Genomic DNA, 20,246 nt, shown 5'->3' on the forward strand with positions numbered 1-20,246 from the left:
TTTAAGGTATATCATGTCGAGTTTAACCTGCTTTAAAGCCTATGATATTCGCGGGAAATTAGGCGAAGAACTGAATGAAGATATTGCCTGGCGCATTGGTCGCGCCTATGGCGAATTTCTCAAACCGAAAACCATTGTTTTAGGCGGTGATGTCCGTCTCACCAGCGAAACCTTAAAACTGGCGCTGGCGAAGGGGTTACAGGACGCGGGCGTTGACGTGCTGGATATTGGCATGTCCGGCACTGAAGAGATCTATTTCGCCACGTTCCATCTCGGTGTGGATGGCGGCATCGAAGTTACCGCCAGCCATAACCCGATGGATTATAACGGCATGAAGCTGGTGCGCGAAAGGGCTCGCCCGATCAGCGGTGATACCGGACTGCGCGACGTCCAGCGTCTGGCTGAAGCCAACGACTTTCCTCCCGTCGATGAAACCAAACGCGGTCGCTATCAGCAAATCAACCTGCGCGACGCTTACGTTGGTCATCTGTTCGGTTATATCAACGTCAAAAACCTTACGCCGCTCAAGCTGGTGATCAACTCCGGGAACGGTGCGGCGGGTCCGGTGGTGGACGCCATCGAAGCCCGCTTTAAAGCCCTCGGCGCACCCGTGGAATTGATCAAAGTACACAACACGCCGGACGGCAATTTCCCCAACGGTATTCCTAATCCATTGCTGCCGGAATGCCGCGACGATACCCGCAATGCGGTCATTAAACACGGCGCGGATATGGGTATTGCTTTTGATGGCGATTTTGACCGCTGTTTCCTGTTTGATGAAAAAGGACAGTTTATCGAGGGCTACTACATTGTCGGCCTGCTGGCAGAAGCATTCCTCGAAAAAAATCCCGGCGCGAAGATCATCCACGATCCGCGTCTCTCCTGGAACACCGTTGATGTAGTGACTGCCGCAGGCGGCACCCCGGTGATTTCGAAAACCGGACACGCCTTTATTAAAGAACGTATGCGCAAGGAAGACGCCATCTACGGTGGCGAAATGAGCGCCCACCATTACTTCCGTGATTTCGCTTACTGCGACAGCGGCATGATCCCGTGGCTGCTGGTCGCCGAACTGGTGTGCATGAAAGGGAAAACGCTGGGCGAACTGGTGCGCAACCGCATGGCGGCATTCCCGGCAAGCGGTGAGATCAACAGCAAACTGGCGCAACCCGTTGAGGCGATTAATCGCGTCGAACAGCATTTTAGCCGCGAGGCGTTGGCGGTGGATCGCACCGATGGCATCAGCATGACCTTTGCTGACTGGCGCTTTAATCTGCGCTCCTCCAACACCGAACCGGTGGTACGCCTGAATGTGGAATCGCGCGGTGATGTACCGCTGATGGAAGAAAAGACAAAACTTATCCTTGAGTTACTGAACAAGTAATTCAGTAATTTCATATAAATGGGTTTTAAAAAACGGAAAAGATGAGATATCCGGTGTGGTATAGCCAAGGTAATGCTATTCAGTATCTCTATGAGTGAGTTAACATCTATACCACATTTAAGCCGCACACTTCGCGGTGACCACCCCCTGACAGGAGTAAACAATGTCAAAGCAACAGATCGGCGTCGTCGGTATGGCAGTGATGGGGCGCAACCTTGCGCTCAACATCGAAAGCCGTGGTTATACCGTCTCTATTTTCAACCGTTCCCGTGAAAAGACGGAAGAAGTGATTGCCGAAAATCCAGGCAAGAAACTGGTTCCTTACTATACGGTGAAAGAGTTTGTTGAATCTCTGGAAACGCCTCGTCGCATCCTGTTAATGGTGAAAGCAGGTGCAGGCACGGATGCTGCTATTGATTCCCTCAAACCATATCTCGATAAAGGCGACATCATCATCGATGGTGGTAACACCTTCTTCCAGGACACCATTCGTCGTAACCGTGAGCTTTCTGCCGAAGGCTTTAACTTTATCGGTACCGGTGTTTCTGGTGGTGAAGAAGGTGCGCTGAAAGGGCCTTCCATTATGCCTGGTGGCCAGAAAGAAGCCTATGAACTGGTTGCACCGATCCTGACCAAAATCGCCGCAGTGGCTGAAGACGGTGAGCCATGCGTGACCTATATAGGTGCCGATGGCGCAGGTCACTATGTGAAGATGGTTCACAACGGTATTGAATATGGTGATATGCAGCTGATTGCAGAAGCCTATTCTCTCCTGAAAGGCGGTCTGAATCTCTCTAACGAAGAACTGGCACAGACCTTTACCGAGTGGAATAACGGTGAACTGAGTAGCTACCTGATCGACATCACCAAAGACATCTTCACCAAAAAAGATGAAGACGGTAACTACCTGGTTGATGTGATCCTGGATGAAGCGGCTAACAAAGGTACCGGTAAATGGACCAGCCAGAGCGCGCTTGATCTCGGAGAACCGCTGTCGCTGATTACCGAGTCTGTGTTTGCACGTTATATCTCTTCTCTGAAAGAGCAGCGTGTTGCCGCATCTAAAGTTCTCTCTGGCCCGCAAGCGCAGCCAGCTGGCGACAAAGCTGAGTTCATCGAAAAAGTTCGTCGTGCTCTGTATCTGGGCAAAATCGTTTCTTACGCTCAGGGCTTCTCTCAGCTGCGTGCGGCGTCTGAAGAGTACAACTGGGATCTGAACTACGGCGAAATCGCGAAAATTTTCCGTGCTGGCTGCATCATCCGTGCGCAGTTCCTGCAGAAAATCACCGATGCTTATGCCGAATATCCGCAGATCGCTAACCTGCTGCTGGCTCCGTACTTCAAGCAAATTGCCGATGACTACCAGCAGGCGCTGCGTGATGTCGTTGCTTATGCAGTACAGAACGGTATCCCAGTTCCGACCTTCGCCGCTGCGGTTGCCTATTACGATAGCTACCGTGCCGCTGTTCTGCCTGCGAACCTGATCCAGGCACAGCGTGACTATTTCGGTGCACATACTTATAAGCGCATTGATAAAGAAGGTGTGTTCCATACTGAATGGCTGGATTAATCTGATTTAACCAACAATAAAATTGAGGCCCGGCGTATATTGCACCGGGCTTTTTTTTTGCCAATTATCTTATAGACTAAATTTTACTGCTTAATATTAACTTAATAAATATCAGCTATTCTTATAAAGAAAATCTGAATTGTTTTTCGTTGCGTTGACCATCGAACAACGTAGCGTTAAAACTTTTAGCTCTTATCAGGATGCTAAAAACATCATGATTCACAGTTAAGTTAATTCTGAGAGCATGAAATGAAAATCACCATTTCCGGTACTGGCTATGTAGGCTTGTCAAACGGGCTTCTAATCGCACAAAATCATGAGGTTGTGGCATTAGATATTTTACCGTCACGCGTTGCTATGCTGAATGATCGGATATCTCCTATAGTTGATAAGGAAATTCAGCAGTTTTTGCAATCAGATAAAATACACTTTAATGCCACATTAGATAAAAATGAAGCCTACCGGGATGCTGATTATGTCATCATTGCCACTCCAACCGACTATGATCCTAAAACTAATTATTTCAATACATCGAGTGTAGAATCAGTAATTAAGGACGTAGTAGAGATAAATCCTTATGCGGTTATGGTCATCAAATCAACGGTACCCGTTGGCTTTACCGCAGCGATGCATAAGAAATATCGTACTGAAAATATTATTTTCTCTCCGGAATTTCTCCGTGAGGGTAAAGCCCTTTACGATAATCTCCATCCTTCACGTATTGTCATCGGTGAGCGTTCAGAACGCGCAGAACGTTTTGCTGCTCTGTTACAGGAAGGCGCGATTAAGCAAAATATCCCGACCCTGTTCACCGATTCAACCGAAGCAGAAGCGATTAAACTGTTTGCTAATACCTATCTGGCGATGCGCGTAGCATACTTTAACGAGCTGGATAGCTATGCAGAAAGTTTAGGTCTGAATACTCGTCAGATTATCGAAGGTGTTTGTCTCGATCCGCGTATTGGCAATCATTACAACAATCCGTCGTTTGGCTATGGTGGTTATTGTCTGCCAAAAGATACGAAACAGTTACTGGCGAACTACCAGTCTGTGCCGAATAACCTGATCTCAGCAATTGTCGATGCTAACCGCACGCGTAAAGATTTTATTGCCGATGCCATTTTGTCACGCAAGCCGCAAGTGGTGGGTATTTATCGTCTGATTATGAAGAGCGGATCAGATAACTTCCGTGCGTCTTCCATTCAGGGGATTATGAAACGTATCAAGGCGAAAGGCGTTGAAGTGATCATCTACGAACCGGTGATGAAAGAAGATTCATTCTTCAACTCTCGGCTGGAAAGTGATCTCGCCACCTTCAAACAACAAGCCGACGTCATTATCTCTAACCGTATGGCAGAAGAGCTTAAGGATGTGGCAGATAAGGTCTACACCCGCGATCTCTTTGGCAGTGACTAACATCCTGTTATCAGGACGATTTTCGCCCTGATTCTCTCATGTTCCCTTTGTAATAATTCATTATTTTTATCATTTATCCTATAGCATTCATGGCGATTATCGCTAACCTATGGCGACTTAAAATTATTTCGTCCGTTAGGGTAATGATGAGAGTAGAAAATAATAATGTTTCTGGGCAAAACCATGACCCGGAACAGATTGATTTGATTGATTTACTGGTCCAACTATGGCGTGGCAAGATGACTATCATCATTTCTGTCATTGTTGCTATTGCCCTGGCGATAGGGTATCTGGCCGTTGCCAAAGAAAAGTGGACTTCCACAGCTATCGTTACTCAACCTGATATGGGACAAATCGCTGGTTATAACAATGCCATAAATGTGATTTATGGTTCGGCAGCGCCGAAAGTGTCTGAGATCCAGTCGATGTTAATTGGTCGTTTCAGCACGACATTTTCTGCATTAGCAGAAACGCTGGATAATCTCGAAGAACCTGAAAAACTGACCATTGAGCCTACCGTTAAAAATCAGTCATTACCTTTAGCGGTTTCTTATGTGGGTGAAACACCTGAAGGTGCGCAGAAACAGCTGGCGCAGTATATCCAGCAAGTTGACGACCAGGTAAATGAAGAACTGGAACAAGACCTGAAAGACAACATCGCGCTGCAAATGAAAAACTTGCAGGATTCGCTGAAGACGCAGGAAGTAGTCGCTCAAGAACAGAAAGATCTGCGTATCCGTCAGATTCAGGAAGCGTTGCAGTATGCGAATCAGGCGCAGGTGACAAAGCCGCAGATTCAGCAGACACAGGACGTAACCCAAGATACTATGTTCCTTTTGGGTAGCGAAGCGCTGGAGTCGATGATTAAGCACGAGGCGACTCGTCCGTTGGTGTTCTCGCCAAACTACTATCAGACTCGTCAAAACCTGCTGGATATCGACAATCTTGACGTTGATAAACTTGATATTCATGCTTACCGCTATGTGATGAAACCGACGTTACCTATTCGTCGCGATAGCCCGAAAAAGGCAATTACCTTGATTTTGGCGGTGCTGCTGGGCGGCATGGTTGGCGCGGGGATTGTGCTGGGGCGTAACGCTTTACGTAATTACAACGCGAAGTAATCTTTTCGGTTTTAAAGAAAATGGGCAGGGTGGTGACACCTTGCCCGTTTTTTTTGCCGGATGCGATGTATCCAGCTTACGTGTGCAGAGAGAATAGTCGGCCCGATAAGCTTGCGCATCGGGCTATGGCTCCGGATGCGACAACAACATCGCATCCGCTTACCCCGCAACTCACTGATGCCGTTTACGCAGGTTCTCAATTACCGTCGTTAAATCCAGATCCTGATCCTGCAACAATACCAGCAGGTGATACATCAAATCAGATGCCTCGTTGGTCAGCTCAAAGCGGTCATGTACCGTTGCTGCCAGTGCGGTTTCCACGCCTTCTTCGCCCACTTTCTGCGCAATGCGTTTGGTGCCGCTGGCATACAGTTTGGCAGTGTAGGAGGTTTCCGGGTCGGCAGATTTACGTTCGGCGAGCAGTTGTTCCAGTTGATACAGGAACAGCCACTGGTGAGCGGTGTCGCCGAAGCAGCTGCTGGTGCCTTTGTGGCAGGTTGGCCCGATGGGATTCGCCAGCACCAGTAACGTGTCGTTGTCGCAGTCCGGGGCAATACTCACCACATTGAGAAAATTGCCCGATGTTTCGCCTTTGGTCCACAGTCGCTGTTTAGTGCGCGAGAAGAAGGTGACTTTGCCGCTTTCGATGGTTTTGTCTAAGGCTTCCGGGTTCATATAGCCCAGCATTAACACTTCGCCGGATACCGCGTGTTGCACAATCACCGGCATCAGTCCGTCGGTTTTTTCCCAGTCCAGTTCGCGACATTGTTGTTCTGTTAACATATCCTGATCTCCACGCCCTGTGTTGCCAGGTACGCTTTTAATTCACCAATATTGATTATTTGTTTGTGGAATACGGAAGCTGCCAGCGCGCCGTCAACGTCGGCATCGCGGAAGGCTTCGAGGAAGTGTTCCATGGTGCCTGCGCCACCGGAGGCAATCAGCGGGACGTGGCAAACTTCACGCACTTTTTTCAGTTGTTCGAGGTCGTAACCGTTACGAACGCCGTCCTGATTCATCATGTTGAGGACGATTTCTCCGGCACCGCGTTTTTGCACTTCCTGTACCCAGTCGAGCGTTTCCCACTGAGTGACGCGGGTGCGGCTTACATCGCCGGTATATTGATTCACATGATATTTACCGGTTTCGGCGTCGTACCAGGTATCAATACCGACCACAATACACTGCACTCCAAAGCGATCGGCCAGGCGAGTGATTAACGTCGGGTCCGCCAGCGCAGGAGAGTTGATGGAGATTTTATCTGCACCAAAGGAAAGTATTTTCGCGGCGTCATCCAGCGACTTAATCCCACCCGCCACGCAGAACGGGATGTCGATCACTTCCGCCACGCGGGATACCCAGCTTTTATCTACCACGCGTCCATCACTGGAGGCTGTGATATCGTAGAACACCAGTTCGTCAGCGCCTTCTTCGGCGTAGCGTTTTGCCAGCGGCACGATATCGCCTATGATTTCATGGTTACGAAACTGTACGCCTTTCACCACCTGACCATCACGAACGTCGAGACATGGGATTATGCGTTTTGCCAGCATGCGATGGCCTCCTTCACGGTGAATTTACCTTCCAGTAATGCCCGACCAACTATTACGCCGCGCACGCCAGTACCACGTAGAGCAGCAACATCATCAATGTCGCCAATACCGCCGGAGGACTGAAATGCCACCTGCGGATATCTGGCGCAGACTTCTTCATATAAAGAGACGTTAGAACCTGCCAGCGTGCCGTCGCGCGAGATATCTGTACACAGCACATGTTTCAGTCCGACGGGCAGATAGGTTTCCACCAGTTGTTCCAACGAAACGCCCGAGTTTTCTTGCCAACCGCTGACTGCCACCTGCTTGTTGCCTTGCTCGTCAATACGGACATCCAGCGCCAGCACTAAGGCATCGGCACCAAAACGTTCAAACCAGCCTTTCACCATTTCTGGTGATTTCACCGCGGTGGAGCCAACCACCACACGCGCAACGCCTGCTTCCAGTAACGCCGCCACGTCTTCTTCGCTACGCACGCCGCCGCCAACCTGCACTGGAACGTTAACACCCGCGACCAGGGTTTTAATCAGCGGGATTTGACGTTTAGCCGGATCTTTTGCCCCGGTCAGATCCACCAGGTGCAGTACTTCGGCACCTTGTGCGGCGTAATCCTGTAAGCGCGGCAGCGGGTCGTTACCGTAATCGCGCTGTTTGCCGTAATCGCCCTGATGGAGACGCACCACGGTGCCGTCGATTAAATCTAATGCCGGAATAATCATCACATCTCCAGGAAATTTTTCAGCAACTTAGCGCCAGCGGCACCAGAACGCTCCGGGTGGAACTGCACGCCGTAGAAGTTATCTTTTTGTACCGCCGCGGTGAACGGTTCGCCGTAGTTACACTGGGCGATGGTCCACGGATTGACCGGCATTGCGTAGCTGTGAACAAAGTAAAAGTACGCACCGTCTTCAATCCCCTGAAACAGGCGGTTGCCTGCCTGCGGGTAAACACGATTCCAGCCCATATGCGGCAGCGGCAAACCAAAGTCGGTCATTTTCGGCACGTCTTCGTCGATGATGCCCAGCAAATCGACACCGTTGCTCTCTTCGCTGCGCCGCCCCAGCAGTTGCATCCCTAAGCAGATGCCCAGCACCGGTTGGGTACAGGCTTTGATGAGATCAAACAACTCGCGCTCACGCACCTGGTCCATCGCCGCTTGCGCGGTGCCAACGCCGGGTAAAAACAGTTTATCGGCCAGCAACACGACGTCCGGGTCACGGCTAACTTTGGGTTCATAACCGTGACGCGCAATGGCAGACTTCACCGAGTTCAAATTGGCGCAGCCGGTATCAAGGATCACCACGTTCATTACAGCACTCCTTTCGACGAGGGTAGGGTGTCGCCTTCCACGCGGATAGCCTGGCGCAGGGTGCGACCAAAAGCTTTGAACAGGCTCTCTACACGGTGGTGATCATTTTTACCTTTGGTTTTCAGGTGCAGGGTCACGCCCATGGTGTATGAGAGCGAACGGAAGAAGTGCTCGATCATCTCGGTGCTGAGATCGCCTACACGCTGGTAGGTAAACTCGGCTTTATATTCCAGGTGCGGGCGACCAGAGATATCCAGCGCGCAGCGGGCAAGGCATTCGTCCATCGGCAGCACAAAACCGAAGCGGCAAATACCGCGTTTGTCACCGAGGGCAATTTTTAATGCTTCGCCCAGCGCCAGGCCGGTATCTTCGACGGTGTGGTGATCGTCGATATAGAGGTCGCCTTTGACGTTGATTTCCATGCGGAAACCGCCGTGGGTGGCGATCTGATCCAGCATATGATCAAAGAAGCCAACGCCGGTGTTAATCTTGCTGCCACCTTCGCGATCCAGCCACACCTGGACGTCAATTTGCGTCTCTTTGGTGTTGCGCACTACATGGGCGTAACGGTCTCGTTTAGTGAGCTGCTCGACAATCATTGGCCAGTTCAGGGTTTCGCGGTCGTAGCGTAAACCATTAATGCCCATGTTTTCCGCCAGTTGAATATCGGTCGCGCGATCGCCAATTACATAACTGTTAGCGCGATCCATCGCTTGCTCAGCCAGATAACGCTCCACCAGTTTTACTTTCGGCTTACGGCAGTCGCACTCATCGGCGGGCAGGTGTGGGCAAATCAGCACTTCATCAAACTGCACGCCTTGCGAGGTGAAGATCTGCATCATCAGGTTGTGCGGGCCATCGAAATCCGCCTGCGGGAAACTTTGTGTTCCCAGACCATCCTGATTAGTGATCATCACCAGCTTATATCCCGCTTTTTGCAGCTTCAGCAGCTCCGGGATCACGCCCGGTTCAAAGGCGAGTTTGTCAAAACGGTCCACCTGAAAATCACTCGGCGGTTCGCTAATCAGGGTTCCATCGCGATCGATAAAAAGATACTTCTGACTCATCAAACTTGCTCCGCACGTAAGGCGTCAATGACGCGCTGGCTTTCTTCACGGGTTCCGACGGTAATTCGCAGGCAGCCGCTTAAAGAGGGTTGTTTATTCTGATCACGTAAGATAATGCCCTGATCCCACAAAGATTTAAACACTGCACTGGAGGCTTTAAAGCGCGCCAGAATGTAGTTGGTTTCAGAGTCAAAAACCTGCTCCACGCAGGGGATCTCTTTCAGTGCGCCAATCAGGTATTCGCGTTCAGCAATAATTTGCACTACCCGTTCACGCATGGCGAGGATTCCTTGCGGACTTAACGCCTGAGCTGCAATGTCGGCGACAGGTGTCGAGAGCGGGTAGGGGGCGATCACTTTCATCAGCAGGTTGATGACTTCTTCGTTTGCCAGCGTAAATCCGCAACGAAGCCCCGCCAGAGCAAAAGCTTTCGACAGTGTGCGCAAAATAGCCAGGTGCGGATATTCCGCCAGCCAGCCGGCCAGCGATGCCTGCGGGCAAAACTCGATATAGGCTTCATCGGCAACCACAATCGCCTTACCGCGGGTTAACTCCAGCAGGGTGCGAAAATCCTGCGGATTGATCAGTTGCCCGGTCGGGTTGTTGGGGCTGCAAACATAGACCACTTTTACCCCGTCCAGCTTGTCGGAAATGCCCTGTAAGTCCAGTTGCCAGTTGTCCAGCGTCGGTACTGTGCGGCACTCGACGCCAATGGTTTCAGCGCTGACGCTGTACATGCCGTACGTTGGCGGACAGTAGAGGATGGCGTCTTTACCTGGTTCGCAAAAAGCGCGGATCAGCAGTTCAATACCTTCGTCCGCGCCACGGCTGACCAGCACCTGCTCCGGTTTTACGCCTGCATATTGCGCGTAATTTTCAATCACAGCTTTCGGCTGACATTCCGGGTAGCGGTTGAGCGTTTGCTGAGTAAGCTGAAACTCCACGGCGGTGGGATATTCGTTGGCGTTCAGCCAGACGTCGCCGTTACCGCCCAGACGACGCGCCGACTGATACGGCGTCAGGTTGCGGACGTTTTCACGCGCTAAATCGGTAATAGTCACGGTGCTCATGCTTGCTCCTTAAGGGCGTTAACACGCAAAGTAACGGCATTTTTGTGGGCAGTCAGGCGCTCGGCGGCGGCCAGTGTTTCAATGGTCGAAGCCAGCGCGGAAAAGCCTTCTTTCGACAGTTCCTGTACGGTCATGCGTTTCTGGAAATCTGCCAGCCCGAGGCTGGAACAGGTGGCGGTATAACCGTAAGTCGGCAGCACGTGGTTGGTGCCGGAGGCGTAATCACCTGCCGATTCCGGTGACCAGTCACCGAGAAATACCGAACCGGCGCTGGTGATGCCATCGACCAGATCGCGGGCGTTGCGGGTCTGAATGATCAGATGCTCCGGGCCGTACTGGTTGGAGATCTCCACGCACTGCGCTAAATCGTTGGTTACGATCAGGCGGCTGGCGCTCAGTGCCTGACGGGCGGTTTCGGCTCGCGGCAGTTCTACCAGCTGGCGTTCGACGGCTTCGGCAACGCGACGCGCCATATCAGCATCAGGAGTCAGCAAAATCACCTGTGAATCCGGGCCGTGTTCAGCCTGAGAAAGCAAATCAGAAGCCACGAAATCCGGCGTAGCGCCGCTGTCAGCAATCACCAGCACTTCCGATGGGCCTGCGGGCATATCGATCGCCGCACCGTCCAGACGCTGGCTCACCTGACGTTTTGCCTCGGTGACAAAGGCGTTGCCAGGCCCGAAGATTTTGTCCACTTTCGGCACGGATTCTGTACCAAACGCCAGTGCGGCAATGGCCTGTGCGCCGCCGACGTTAAACACGTCCTGCACGCCGCACAGCTGCGCCGCGTAAAGAATTTCATCGGCAATCGGCGGTGGTGAGCACAACACTACTTTTTTACAGCCTGCTATACGCGCCGGAGTTGCCAGCATTAATACCGTTGAGAAGAGCGGTGCGGAGCCGCCAGGAATATACAAACCCACTGAAGCCACCGGGCGCGTGACTTGCTGGCAACGAACGCCTGGCTGAGTTTCTACATCTACCGGCGGCAGTTTTTGCGCAGTGTGGAAGGTTTCAATATTCTTTACTGCCACCGCCATCGCCTGTTTTAGCTCGTCGCTCAGGCGTTCGCTGGCGGCGGCGATCTCATCCGCAGATACCTTCAGCGCGGTAACCGTGGTTTTATCAAACTTCGCGCTGTATTCCCGCAAGGCCTCATCGCCACGCGTTTTCACGTTATCGAGAATATCGTTAACAGTGCGGGTAATGCTTTCAGAGGCGGAGATCGCCGGGCGCATTAACAGCTGGCGTTGTTGCTCCGCAGTACAGCTATTCCAGTCAATGATTGTGTTAAAGCTCATGGCGATCACTCCATCATCTTCTCAATCGGCAGGACCAGGATTGAACTGGCACCCAGCGCTTTCAGTTTTTCCATCGTTTCCCAGAACAGGGTTTCGCTGCTGACCATGTGCATCGCTACGCGTTGTTGATCACCCGCCAGCGGTAGAATAGTTGGGCGTTCGGCACCTGGCAGCAGGGCGATGACTTCATCCAGACGTTCGGTCGGTGCGTGCATCATGATGTATTTTGATTCGCGCGCCTGGATCACACCCTGAATACGCGTCAGCAGTTTGTCGATCAGTTGCTGTTTGGATTCTTCCATTTCGCCATCGCGTTGGATCAGGCAGGCTTTCGAGCGGTAGATAACTTCGACTTCGCGCAGGCCGTTAGCTTCCAGCGTGGCACCGGTGGAAACCAGATCGCAAATCGCATCCGCCAGTCCGGCGCGCGGCGCAACTTCAACAGAACCGTTCAGTAAGCAGGATTTAAAAGAGATGCCTTTCTGGTCGAGATAACGCTTGAGCAGGTGAGGATAAGAGGTGGCGATACGTTTACCGTTTAAGGAGAGCGGGCCGTCCCAGGCTTCATCAACCGGCGTTGCCAGCGAAAGGCGACAGCCGCCGAAATCCAGACGACGCAGGGTAAAGTAGCGTGGATCCTCACCCTGGGCGCGGCGGTTAAGCAGCTCTTCTTCCAGCACGTTTTCGCCGATAATCCCAAGGTCAACCACGCCGTCCATTACCAGACCGGGAATGTCGTCGTCACGCACGCGCAGAATATCAATCGGCATGTTTTCTGCCATCGCGATCAGGCGCTGGGTGTGAAGATTAATTTTAATGCCACAGCGCGCCAGCAATTCGCGTGAGTCATCACTTAAACGGCCGGATTTCTGCATAGCTATGCGTAAACGAGTGTTATCTGTCATTTTCTTATTCCTCTTTAAACCTGTCTGAACCGTTATCAACCGCGCAATAAAAAAGCCCCCGGAAGGTGATCTTCCGGGGGCTTTCTCATGCGTTCATGCACCACTGGAAGATCTGAATGTCTTCCAGCACACATCGCCTGAAAGACTAGTCAGGATGATGGTGATGATGGTGGTGTTTAAATTGAACGCGTGTCATAAAAGTCTCTGTGAATGTTTATTCAACTGATGTCTTTTAACCTAAACCACTTTCACGTTAGAAAGCAAGGGCTTTTTTATATATTTTATGGCGATGGATTTGTTTAATGAATGAGCGGGGAAAGGAGAGGGCCAGGAGTGGCTACGTTAAAAAAGTAATCGTGAAAATATGTCTTTAAAACCCTCAAGAACATTGTGTTCTGTAACTAAAGTGGGCTTTGTTCCTGCCGGATGCGGCGTGAATACCTTATCTGGTCTACAAATGTTGCCTAAATTCAATATATTGATGTTTTTGTAGGACTGATAAGCGGAGCGCATCAGGCAATTGTATATTTGCTAACAGTTTCGATTTCATTCATAGAATGAATTGTCAGTTTTGATACGCTAGCGTAGCCTTATAGATCTAAGGTGTATCAGGAGATAACGGATGAAAAAGGTCGCAATTGTCGGGTTAGGGTGGTTAGGCATGCCGCTGGCGATGTCACTTTCAGCGCGAGGCTGGCAAGTCACCGGGAGTAAAACCACACAAGATGGCGTCGAAGCGGCCCGAATGAGTGGCATTGATAGTTATCTGCTTCGCATGGAACCTGAGTTAGTTTGCGATTCTGACGATCTGGATGCCCTGATGGATGCTGATGCGCTGGTCATCACGCTTCCGGCACGTCGTAGCGGCCCCGGCGATGAGTTCTATTTACAAGCGGTACAAGAGTTAGTGGATAGTGCGCTGGCTCATCATATTCCCCGCATTATTTTTACCAGCTCAACGTCTGTCTATGGCGACGCACAAGGCACCGTTAAAGAAACGACCCCGCGTAATCCGGTGACCAACAGTGGACGAGTATTAAAAGAACTTGAAGACTGGCTGCACAATTTACCCGGTACTTCAGTCGATATTCTGCGTCTTGCGGGCCTGGTCGGGCCGGAACGTCATCCTGGTCGCTTTTTTGCCGGAAAAACCGCGCCTGATGGTGAACATGGTGTTAATTTAGTCCATTTAGAAGATGTTATTGGCGCTATCACCCTGTTGTTACAGGCACCTAAAGGCGGACACATCTATAATATATGTGCGCCAGCTCACCCTGCGCGTAATGTTTTTTATCCGCAAATGGCCCGTTTACTGGGGCTTGAACCTCCGCAGTTCAGAAATAGTCTGGATAGCGGCAAAGGTAAGATTATTGATGGCAGCCGGATTTGTAATGAACTGGGATTTGAATACCAGTATCCCGATCCGCTGGTAATGCCGCTGGAGTAAACGATCACGCCAGCAGGACGCCGCATGCACTGCAAGGGGGCGTGTATGAAACCACTGCTGGATGTGTTGATGATCCTCGATGCCTTAGAAAAAGAAGGCAGTTTTGCGGCGGCGTCGGCCAAACTCTATAAGACGCCGTCCGCTCTGAGTTACACCGTTCACAAGCTGGAAAGCGACCTTAACATTCAATTGCTTGATCGTAGCGGTCACCGCGCTAAATTTACCCGCACCGGAAAAATGTTATTAGAGAAGGGGCGGGAAGTTCTGCATACCGTGCGAGAACTGGAAAAGCAGGCGATAAAACTGCATGAAGGCTGGGAAAACGAGCTGGTGATTGGCGTGGACGACACCTTCCCTTTTTCTCTTCTCGCGCCACTTATTGAAGCTTTTTATCAACATCATAGCGTGACGCGCCTGAAGTTTATCAATGGCGTGCTCGGTGGTTCCTGGGATGCCCTGACTCAGGGACGAGCGGATATTATTGTTGGTGCGATGCATGAGCCACCATCTTCCAGTGAGTTTGGTTTTTCACGGTTGGGCGATCTTGAACAAGTCTTTGCGGTCGCGCCCCATCATCCGTTAGCCCAGGAAGAAGAACCGTTAAACCGTCGTATCATTAAGCGATATAGGGCGATTGTGGTAGGGGATACTGCGCAGGCAGGCGCTTCTACGGCCTCGCAACTTCTCGACGAACAAGAAGCCATTACCGTTTTCGATTTTAAAACCAAGCTGGAGCTGCAAATTAGCGGCCTCGGCTGCGGCTATTTACCCCGTTATCTGGCACAACGTTTTCTCGATAGTGGCGCGTTAATCGAGAAGAAAGTGGTCGCCCAAACTCTCTTTGAACCTGTCTGGATTGGCTGGAACGAACAGACCGCAGGACTCGCCAGCGCCTGGTGGCGAGACGAGATTTTAGCAAATAGTGCGATCGCCGGTGTTTATGCAAAATCTGATGACGGAAAATCAGCCATTTAAAGAAAAATTATTATGACAAGCCTCTCATTCTCTTGTCATTTCCCCCCCATTTAGGCACAATGCGCCGCTGTCAAAAAATGACTAAAAACCGACGTTTAATTAGCGTCGGTTATTTTTTGCTTCAAACCAATCATTCATACCAAGAGGCCGGGCTTCGTACCGGATAGATATTTACTAAAAATCGACAGTTGTTGTCGCTGAGGAATCCAAAAAAATGGGGCAATTTTTTGCTTACGCGACGGTTATTACCGTAAAGGAGAATGACCATGTCGCATAACGTTACTCCAAACACCTCTCGCGTGGAATTGCGTAAAACGCTTACGTTAGTTCCGGTTGTAATGATGGGTCTTGCCTATATGCAGCCGATGACGCTGTTTGATACATTTGGTATCGTTTCAGGCCTCACGGATGGTCATGTGCCGACAGCCTATGCGTTCGCATTGATTGCGATCCTGTTTACGGCTCTGAGCTACGGGAAGCTGGTTCGCCGCTATCCTTCTGCTGGCTCTGCATACACTTACGCCCAGAAATCCATTAGCCCGACCGTCGGCTTTATGGTGGGTTGGTCTTCTCTGCTCGACTATCTGTTCGCGCCGATGATCAACATTCTGCTGGCGAAAATCTATTTTGAAGCTCTGGTGCCTTCCATCCCATCGTGGATGTTTGTGGTGGCGCTGGTGGCCTTTATGACCGCCTTTAACCTGCGTAGTCTGAAATCCGTAGCGAACTTCAACACTGTAATCGTCGTGTTGCAGGTAGTGCTGATCGCGGTGATTCTGGGCATGGTTGTTTATGGCGTATTTGAAGGTGAAGGCGCTGGTACGCTGGCGAGCACTCGTCCTTTCTGGTCTGGCGATGCGCATGTTATCCCGATGATTACCGGGGCGACAATCCTGTGCTTCTCCTTTACCGGCTTTGACGGCATCAGCAACCTGTCGGAAGAAACCAAAGATGCAGAGCGCGTGATCCCACGTGCGATTTTCCTGACCGCGCTGATCGGCGGCATGATCTTCATCTTTGCAACTTACTTCCTGCAACTGTATTTCCCGGATATCTCTCGCTTTAAAGATCCGGATGCGTCACAGCCTGAAATCATGCTGTACGTTGCGGGTAAAGCGTTCCAGGTTGGCGCGCTGATCTTCTCCACCATTACCGTACTGGCGTCCGGTATGGCGGCGCACGCAGGCGTGGCGCGTCTGATGTACGTAATGGGTCGTGACGGCGTGTTCCCGAAAAGCTTCTTCGGTTATGTACACCCGAAATGGCGTACTCCGGCGATGAATATCATCCTGGTTGGCGCGATTGCCCTGCTGGCAATCAACTTTGACCTGGTAATGGCAACGGCGCTGATTAACTTTGGTGCGCTGGTGGCGTTCACCTTCGTTAACCTGTCGGTTATCTCGCAGTTCTGGATCCGTGAGAAGCGTAACAAGACGCTGAAAGATCACTTCCAGTATCTGTTCCTGCCGATGTGTGGTGCGCTGACTGTAGGTGCGCTGTGGGTTAACCTGGAAGAAAGCTCAATGGTTCTGGGTCTGATCTGGGCGGCAATCGGCCTGATTTACCTGGCTTGTGTCACCAAGAGCTTCCGTAATCCGGTTCCGCAGTACGAAGACGTTGCATAATCTTACAAGCCGGATGACATAATCATCCGGTAAATCTCAAAAAGCCGGAGTTTGTCGCTCCGGCTTTTTTGTTTCAGACGATCTCTTCCGCGTACTGCCAAAGCGCTTTTAACAGCGCCACTTTCTCTTTGTCATCGGCATATTGTTGTGCCAGCATCTGCAATTCATCAGCATAGCCCTGCAAAAACTCTGGCGTGAAAACCTGGCGGCGGTGCTCCAGCCAGCGTTGCTGCTCGGCATAATCCAGCGTCCCCGGGAAGTTGCGCGCCCGATAATTGAACAACAGCTTTTCAATCCGTTTATCAACAAAAGTGATATCCAGTGCCGGTAAGTTACGCGGCTCGGTTTCCAGCACAATTTTCATTGCTGCACGATCGGCGTCACTGAAAAAGCCATTATAAAGCTGTGCATCCACGTTATCTGAAGGCGTAAACGGTTCGGCTTCGGCGAATATCGCCACCACTTTTTCACGCACTTGCGGATTTTCACGCAGAATTTTCAGGTTATCGAGGCAATGCTGACGATTAATTCCCAGTCGGTCGGCATCTTCCGGGCGTAGCGTATTCGCCTGGGCCAGCACCGGACATTTATTGATATGCACCAGTTTAACCGGAACGGCGGCGTTATCGCCAAGATCGGCTTTTGCGGTATATAGACGCTCGCGCAATGTGTCGCTATCCAGTTCCAGTAATGGCGAAATGTCTCCTGCCAAATCCACCATAATTACGGCATTGCGATTTTCAGGATGCCACGCCAGCGGTGCCACCCAGCTGGTATTGCCACGCCATGCCCCAAACATTCCGGAAACGTGAACCAGGGGTTTCATCTGCGGAACATCAATCAACGCCATCAGTTTGTGTTTATTACGATGGGTAAAGAGATAATCAAACAGGCGTGGCTGACGCGTTTTTACCAGTTTCGCCATCGCAATAGTGGCGTACACATCAGCCATCGCATCGTGGGCGTTGCTATGTTCAATACCATTCGCTTTGGTTAAATGCTCAAGGCGAAAGCTCGGTAGACCGTCATCATTTTCAGGCCAGTTTATTCCTTCCGGGCGCAGGGCATAACAGGCACGCATAACATCCAGTAAATCCCAGCGCGAGTTATCATGCTGCCAGCTCCAGGCGTAAGGATCGTAGAAATTACGATAAAAAACGTTGCGTGTGACTTCGTCGTCGAAACGCACATTGTTGTAGCCCAGAATACAGGTCTTCGGTACGGTAAAAAGCGAGTGAATACGGGCGGCAAACGCGGCTTCGTTTTCTCCTTTCGCCCGTGCCTCCTGCGGGGTAATACCGGTAATTAATACTGCTCCAGGCTGGGGTAAATAGTCATCCGCGGGCTTGCAGTAAAAAACTTCGGGTTCGCCGATGACGTTAAATTCGTTATCAGTGCGAATGGCTGCGAACTGTGCAGGGCGATCTAACGCGGGGTGCGTTCCAAAGGTTTCGTAATCGTGAAACAAAAAGGTAGATTGTTGCTTACCGTCATTCATCATTAGGTTAAATCCGTTATTTCTGCTGTCTGCCAGAGTATCAAATATCACCGTGCTAATCAGCTTTAGCGCGACAATTTGGCAGCGAGTGGCAACAGATCATGTCAGATAAAAATGAGATAGTAGTCACATTTTCTTGCACTTTATTCCAGCCAGTTCATAAGTATTTCCGTAAAAAGAACAGCTATTTGAAACACCTGAGGGTTTGCTGTTGAAACGCCGTCTTATTATTGCTGCTTCTTTGTTCGTTTTTAATTTATCGTCTGGTTTTGCGGCGGAAAACATTCCTTTTTCACCTCAGCCTCCAGAGATTCATGCCGGGTCCTGGGTATTGATGGATTACACCACCGGTCAGATTCTCACCGCGGGTAATGAGCATCAACAGCGCAATCCCGCCAGCCTGACAAAGCTGATGACGGGCTATGTCGTGGATCGCGCTATCGATAGTCATCGCATTACGCCAGACGATATTGTCACCGTGGGGCGTGATGCGTGGGCGAAAGATAATCCGGTGTTTGTCGGTTCTTCACTGATGTTTTTGAAAGAGGGCGATCGCGTATCGGTACGTGATTTAAGCCGTGGTTTAATTGTGGATTCCGGAAATGACGCTTGTGTTGCACTGGCTGACTATATTGCCGGTGGGCAACGGCAGTTTGTTGAAATGATGAACAACTATGCCGAGAAGCTGCATCTCAAGGATACGCATTTTGAAACAGTGCATGGTCTGGATGCACCTGGCCAGCATAGCTCGGCTTATGATTTAGCTGTGCTTTCTCGCGCTATCATCCACGGCGAGCCCGAGTTTTATCATATGTACAGTGAGAAAAGCCTCACCTGGAACGGTATTACCCAGCAAAACCGTAACGGGTTATTGTGGGATAAAACCATGAATGTTGACGGCCTGAAAACGGGTCATACTTCTGGTGCCGGGTTTAATCTCATTGCTTCGGCTGTAGACGGGCAGCGTCGCCTCATTGCAGTGGTAATGGGTGCTGACAGCGCAAAAGGTCGTGAGGACGAGGCAAGAAAATTACTGCGTTGGGGGCAACAAAACTTTACTACGGTGCAAATTTTGCACCGTGGGAAAAAGGTCGGTACGGAACGCATCTGGTATGGTGATAAAGAAAATATCGCCCTCGGAACGGAACAAGAGTTCTGGATGGTGCTACCGAAAGCCGAAATTCCACATATCAAAGCCAAATATACCCTTGATGGTAAAGAACTCACCGCGCCAATTAGCGCCCATCAGCGGGTAGGGGAAATTGAACTTTACGACCGTGATAAACAGGTGGCGCACTGGCCGCTGGTTACCCTGGAATCTGTCGGGGAAGGCAGCATGTTTTCCCGCCTGAGTGATTATTTCCACCATAAGGCCTGACCTTTCTTTTGCAGCAGACTGGCAGGAGTGCGAGTCTGCTCGCATAATCAACACTCATTCCTTGTGGTTTTAATATTGCAACTATACTGTATATAAAAACAGTATTAATGGAGGCGTCATGAACTACGAGATTAAGCAGGAAGATAAACGTACCGTTGCAGGTTTCCATCTCGTTGGCCCGTGGGAACAGACGGTAAAGAAAGGCTTTGAGCAGTTGATGATGTGGGTAGATAGCAAAAATATTGTGCCGAAGGAGTGGGTTGCTGTCTATTACGACAATCCAGATGAAACACCCGCCGAAAAATTACGCTGCGACACCGTCGTGACGGTGCCGAATAACTTTACGCTCCCTGAAAACAGTGAGGGCGTCATTCTGACAGAAATTTCAGGTGGTCAGTATGCGGTGGCGGTGGCTCGTGTAGTCGGTGATGATTTTGCTAAACCCTGGTATCAGTTCTTTAATAGCCTCTTGCAGGACAGTGCTTATGAAATGTTACCAAAGCCCTGCTTTGAGGTTTATTTGAACAATGGCGCGGAAGAGGGGTACTGGGATATCGAAATGTATGTTGCGGTGCAGCCAAAACATCACTAATTCATCTCAGGGCGGTGTGTTGACGCGAAGAC

20 protein-coding genes and 1 other annotated feature are annotated in these 20,246 nt (G+C 50.6%); of the genes, 10 read left to right on the forward strand and 10 right to left on the reverse strand.

The window, feature by feature from the left end; all coding sequences use genetic code 11:
- Positions 1-13: 13 nt before the first annotated feature.
- The 4 genes from cpsG to wzzB all read left to right on the forward strand — a co-directional run bounded on the left by cpsG (position 14) and on the right by wzzB (position 5,494).
- Positions 14-1,384, forward strand: coding sequence for a colanic acid biosynthesis phosphomannomutase CpsG (cpsG, locus tag AABJ99_RS09130; protein ID WP_338387540.1), 1,371 nt, complete (start codon positions 14-16; stop codon positions 1,382-1,384).
- 163 nt (positions 1,385-1,547) lie between these two features.
- Entirely contained in the window at positions 1,548-2,954 is a 1,407-nt protein-coding gene (gene gndA, locus AABJ99_RS09135; protein ID WP_039020667.1) for an NADP-dependent phosphogluconate dehydrogenase, read from the forward strand.
- 249 nt (positions 2,955-3,203) lie between these two features.
- Positions 3,204-4,370, forward strand: coding sequence for a UDP-glucose 6-dehydrogenase (gene ugd, locus AABJ99_RS09140; protein ID WP_039020668.1), 1,167 nt, complete (start codon positions 3,204-3,206; stop codon positions 4,368-4,370).
- Between the two features lie 146 nt (positions 4,371-4,516).
- A complete protein-coding gene (gene wzzB, locus AABJ99_RS09145) occupies positions 4,517-5,494 on the forward strand; it encodes an LPS O-antigen chain length determinant protein WzzB (RefSeq protein WP_338387568.1) in 978 nt (325 codons plus the stop codon).
- Positions 5,495-5,665: 171 nt separating this feature from the next.
- On the opposite strand, the gene hisIE is transcribed toward wzzB, so the two are convergent.
- From hisIE to hisL, 9 genes are all read right to left on the reverse strand, one after another.
- Positions 5,666-6,277 carry a bifunctional phosphoribosyl-AMP cyclohydrolase/phosphoribosyl-ATP diphosphatase HisIE gene (gene hisIE, locus AABJ99_RS09150; protein ID WP_000954828.1) on the reverse strand — a complete coding sequence of 204 codons (612 nt, stop codon included), beginning with the start codon at positions 6,275-6,277 and terminating at the stop codon, positions 5,666-5,668.
- On the reverse strand, positions 6,271-7,047 hold the full coding sequence (gene hisF / locus AABJ99_RS09155; protein WP_039020670.1) for an imidazole glycerol phosphate synthase subunit HisF: 777 nt from the start codon (positions 7,045-7,047) through the stop codon (positions 6,271-6,273). The genes hisIE and hisF overlap by 7 nt, the downstream gene beginning before the upstream one ends.
- Positions 7,029-7,766 carry a 1-(5-phosphoribosyl)-5-[(5-phosphoribosylamino)methylideneamino]imidazole-4-carboxamide isomerase gene (hisA, locus tag AABJ99_RS09160; RefSeq protein ID WP_000586445.1) on the reverse strand — a complete coding sequence of 246 codons (738 nt, stop codon included), beginning with the start codon at positions 7,764-7,766 and terminating at the stop codon, positions 7,029-7,031. Before hisA ends, hisF begins: the two co-directional genes overlap by 19 nt.
- Entirely contained in the window at positions 7,766-8,356 is a 591-nt protein-coding gene (hisH, locus tag AABJ99_RS09165; protein ID WP_001103560.1) for an imidazole glycerol phosphate synthase subunit HisH, read from the reverse strand. The genes hisA and hisH overlap by 1 nt, the downstream gene beginning before the upstream one ends.
- A complete protein-coding gene (hisB, locus tag AABJ99_RS09170; RefSeq protein WP_039020671.1) occupies positions 8,356-9,423 on the reverse strand; it encodes a bifunctional histidinol-phosphatase/imidazoleglycerol-phosphate dehydratase HisB in 1,068 nt (355 codons plus the stop codon). Before hisB ends, hisH begins: the two co-directional genes overlap by 1 nt.
- Positions 9,423-10,493, reverse strand: coding sequence for a histidinol-phosphate transaminase (gene hisC, locus AABJ99_RS09175; protein WP_039020672.1), 1,071 nt, complete (start codon positions 10,491-10,493; stop codon positions 9,423-9,425). The genes hisB and hisC overlap by 1 nt, the downstream gene beginning before the upstream one ends.
- Positions 10,490-11,794, reverse strand: a complete 1,305-nt coding sequence (gene hisD, locus AABJ99_RS09180; RefSeq protein WP_039020673.1) for a histidinol dehydrogenase — start codon at positions 11,792-11,794, stop codon at positions 10,490-10,492. The genes hisC and hisD overlap by 4 nt, the downstream gene beginning before the upstream one ends.
- A gap of 5 nt (positions 11,795-11,799) precedes the next feature.
- Positions 11,800-12,699, reverse strand: coding sequence for an ATP phosphoribosyltransferase (gene hisG, locus AABJ99_RS09185; RefSeq protein ID WP_000131782.1), 900 nt, complete (start codon positions 12,697-12,699; stop codon positions 11,800-11,802).
- 46 nt (positions 12,700-12,745) lie between these two features.
- Positions 12,746-12,869 (reverse strand) — a sequence feature (His leader region).
- A complete protein-coding gene (gene hisL / locus AABJ99_RS09190) occupies positions 12,845-12,895 on the reverse strand; it encodes a his operon leader peptide (RefSeq protein WP_001364200.1) in 51 nt (16 codons plus the stop codon). Its footprint overlaps the feature before it by 25 nt.
- Before the next feature lie 426 nt (positions 12,896-13,321).
- Here hisL and yeeZ point away from each other — a divergent pair, with 426 nt between their 5' ends.
- The 4 genes from yeeZ (at position 13,322) to plaP (ending at position 16,746) form a co-directional block, all read left to right on the forward strand.
- On the forward strand, positions 13,322-14,146 hold the full coding sequence (gene yeeZ / locus AABJ99_RS09195) for an SDR family oxidoreductase (RefSeq protein WP_000754726.1): 825 nt from the start codon (positions 13,322-13,324) through the stop codon (positions 14,144-14,146).
- Between the two features lie 45 nt (positions 14,147-14,191).
- Positions 14,192-15,121: a LysR substrate-binding domain-containing protein gene (gene yeeY, locus AABJ99_RS09200; RefSeq protein WP_000803364.1), complete on the forward strand. Its 930-nt coding sequence runs from the start codon at positions 14,192-14,194 to the stop codon at positions 15,119-15,121.
- Positions 15,122-15,335: 214 nt separating this feature from the next.
- Positions 15,336-15,398: a membrane protein YoeI gene (gene yoeI, locus AABJ99_RS09205; RefSeq protein ID WP_010723108.1), complete on the forward strand. Its 63-nt coding sequence runs from the start codon at positions 15,336-15,338 to the stop codon at positions 15,396-15,398.
- Positions 15,388-16,746 carry a putrescine/proton symporter PlaP gene (gene plaP, locus AABJ99_RS09210; RefSeq protein WP_000019197.1) on the forward strand — a complete coding sequence of 453 codons (1,359 nt, stop codon included), beginning with the start codon at positions 15,388-15,390 and terminating at the stop codon, positions 16,744-16,746. The genes yoeI and plaP overlap by 11 nt, the downstream gene beginning before the upstream one ends.
- A 73-nt stretch (positions 16,747-16,819) precedes the next feature.
- On the opposite strand, the gene sbcB is transcribed toward plaP, so the two are convergent.
- Positions 16,820-18,247: an exodeoxyribonuclease I gene (gene sbcB, locus AABJ99_RS09215; RefSeq protein WP_000980557.1), complete on the reverse strand. Its 1,428-nt coding sequence runs from the start codon at positions 18,245-18,247 to the stop codon at positions 16,820-16,822.
- Positions 18,248-18,455: 208 nt separating this feature from the next.
- Between sbcB and dacD the strand changes: the two genes are divergently transcribed.
- Together dacD and sbmC are read left to right on the forward strand one after the other, a co-directional pair.
- Entirely contained in the window at positions 18,456-19,622 is a 1,167-nt protein-coding gene (dacD, locus tag AABJ99_RS09220) for a serine-type D-Ala-D-Ala carboxypeptidase DacD (protein WP_001353122.1), read from the forward strand.
- 118 nt (positions 19,623-19,740) lie between these two features.
- Positions 19,741-20,214, forward strand: coding sequence for a DNA gyrase inhibitor SbmC (sbmC, locus tag AABJ99_RS09225; protein ID WP_001602831.1), 474 nt, complete (start codon positions 19,741-19,743; stop codon positions 20,212-20,214).
- Positions 20,215-20,246 lie beyond the last annotated feature (32 nt).

Source organism: Escherichia coli, from assembly GCF_036503815.1.
GTDB classification, from domain to species: domain Bacteria; phylum Pseudomonadota; class Gammaproteobacteria; order Enterobacterales; family Enterobacteriaceae; genus Escherichia; species Escherichia coli_F.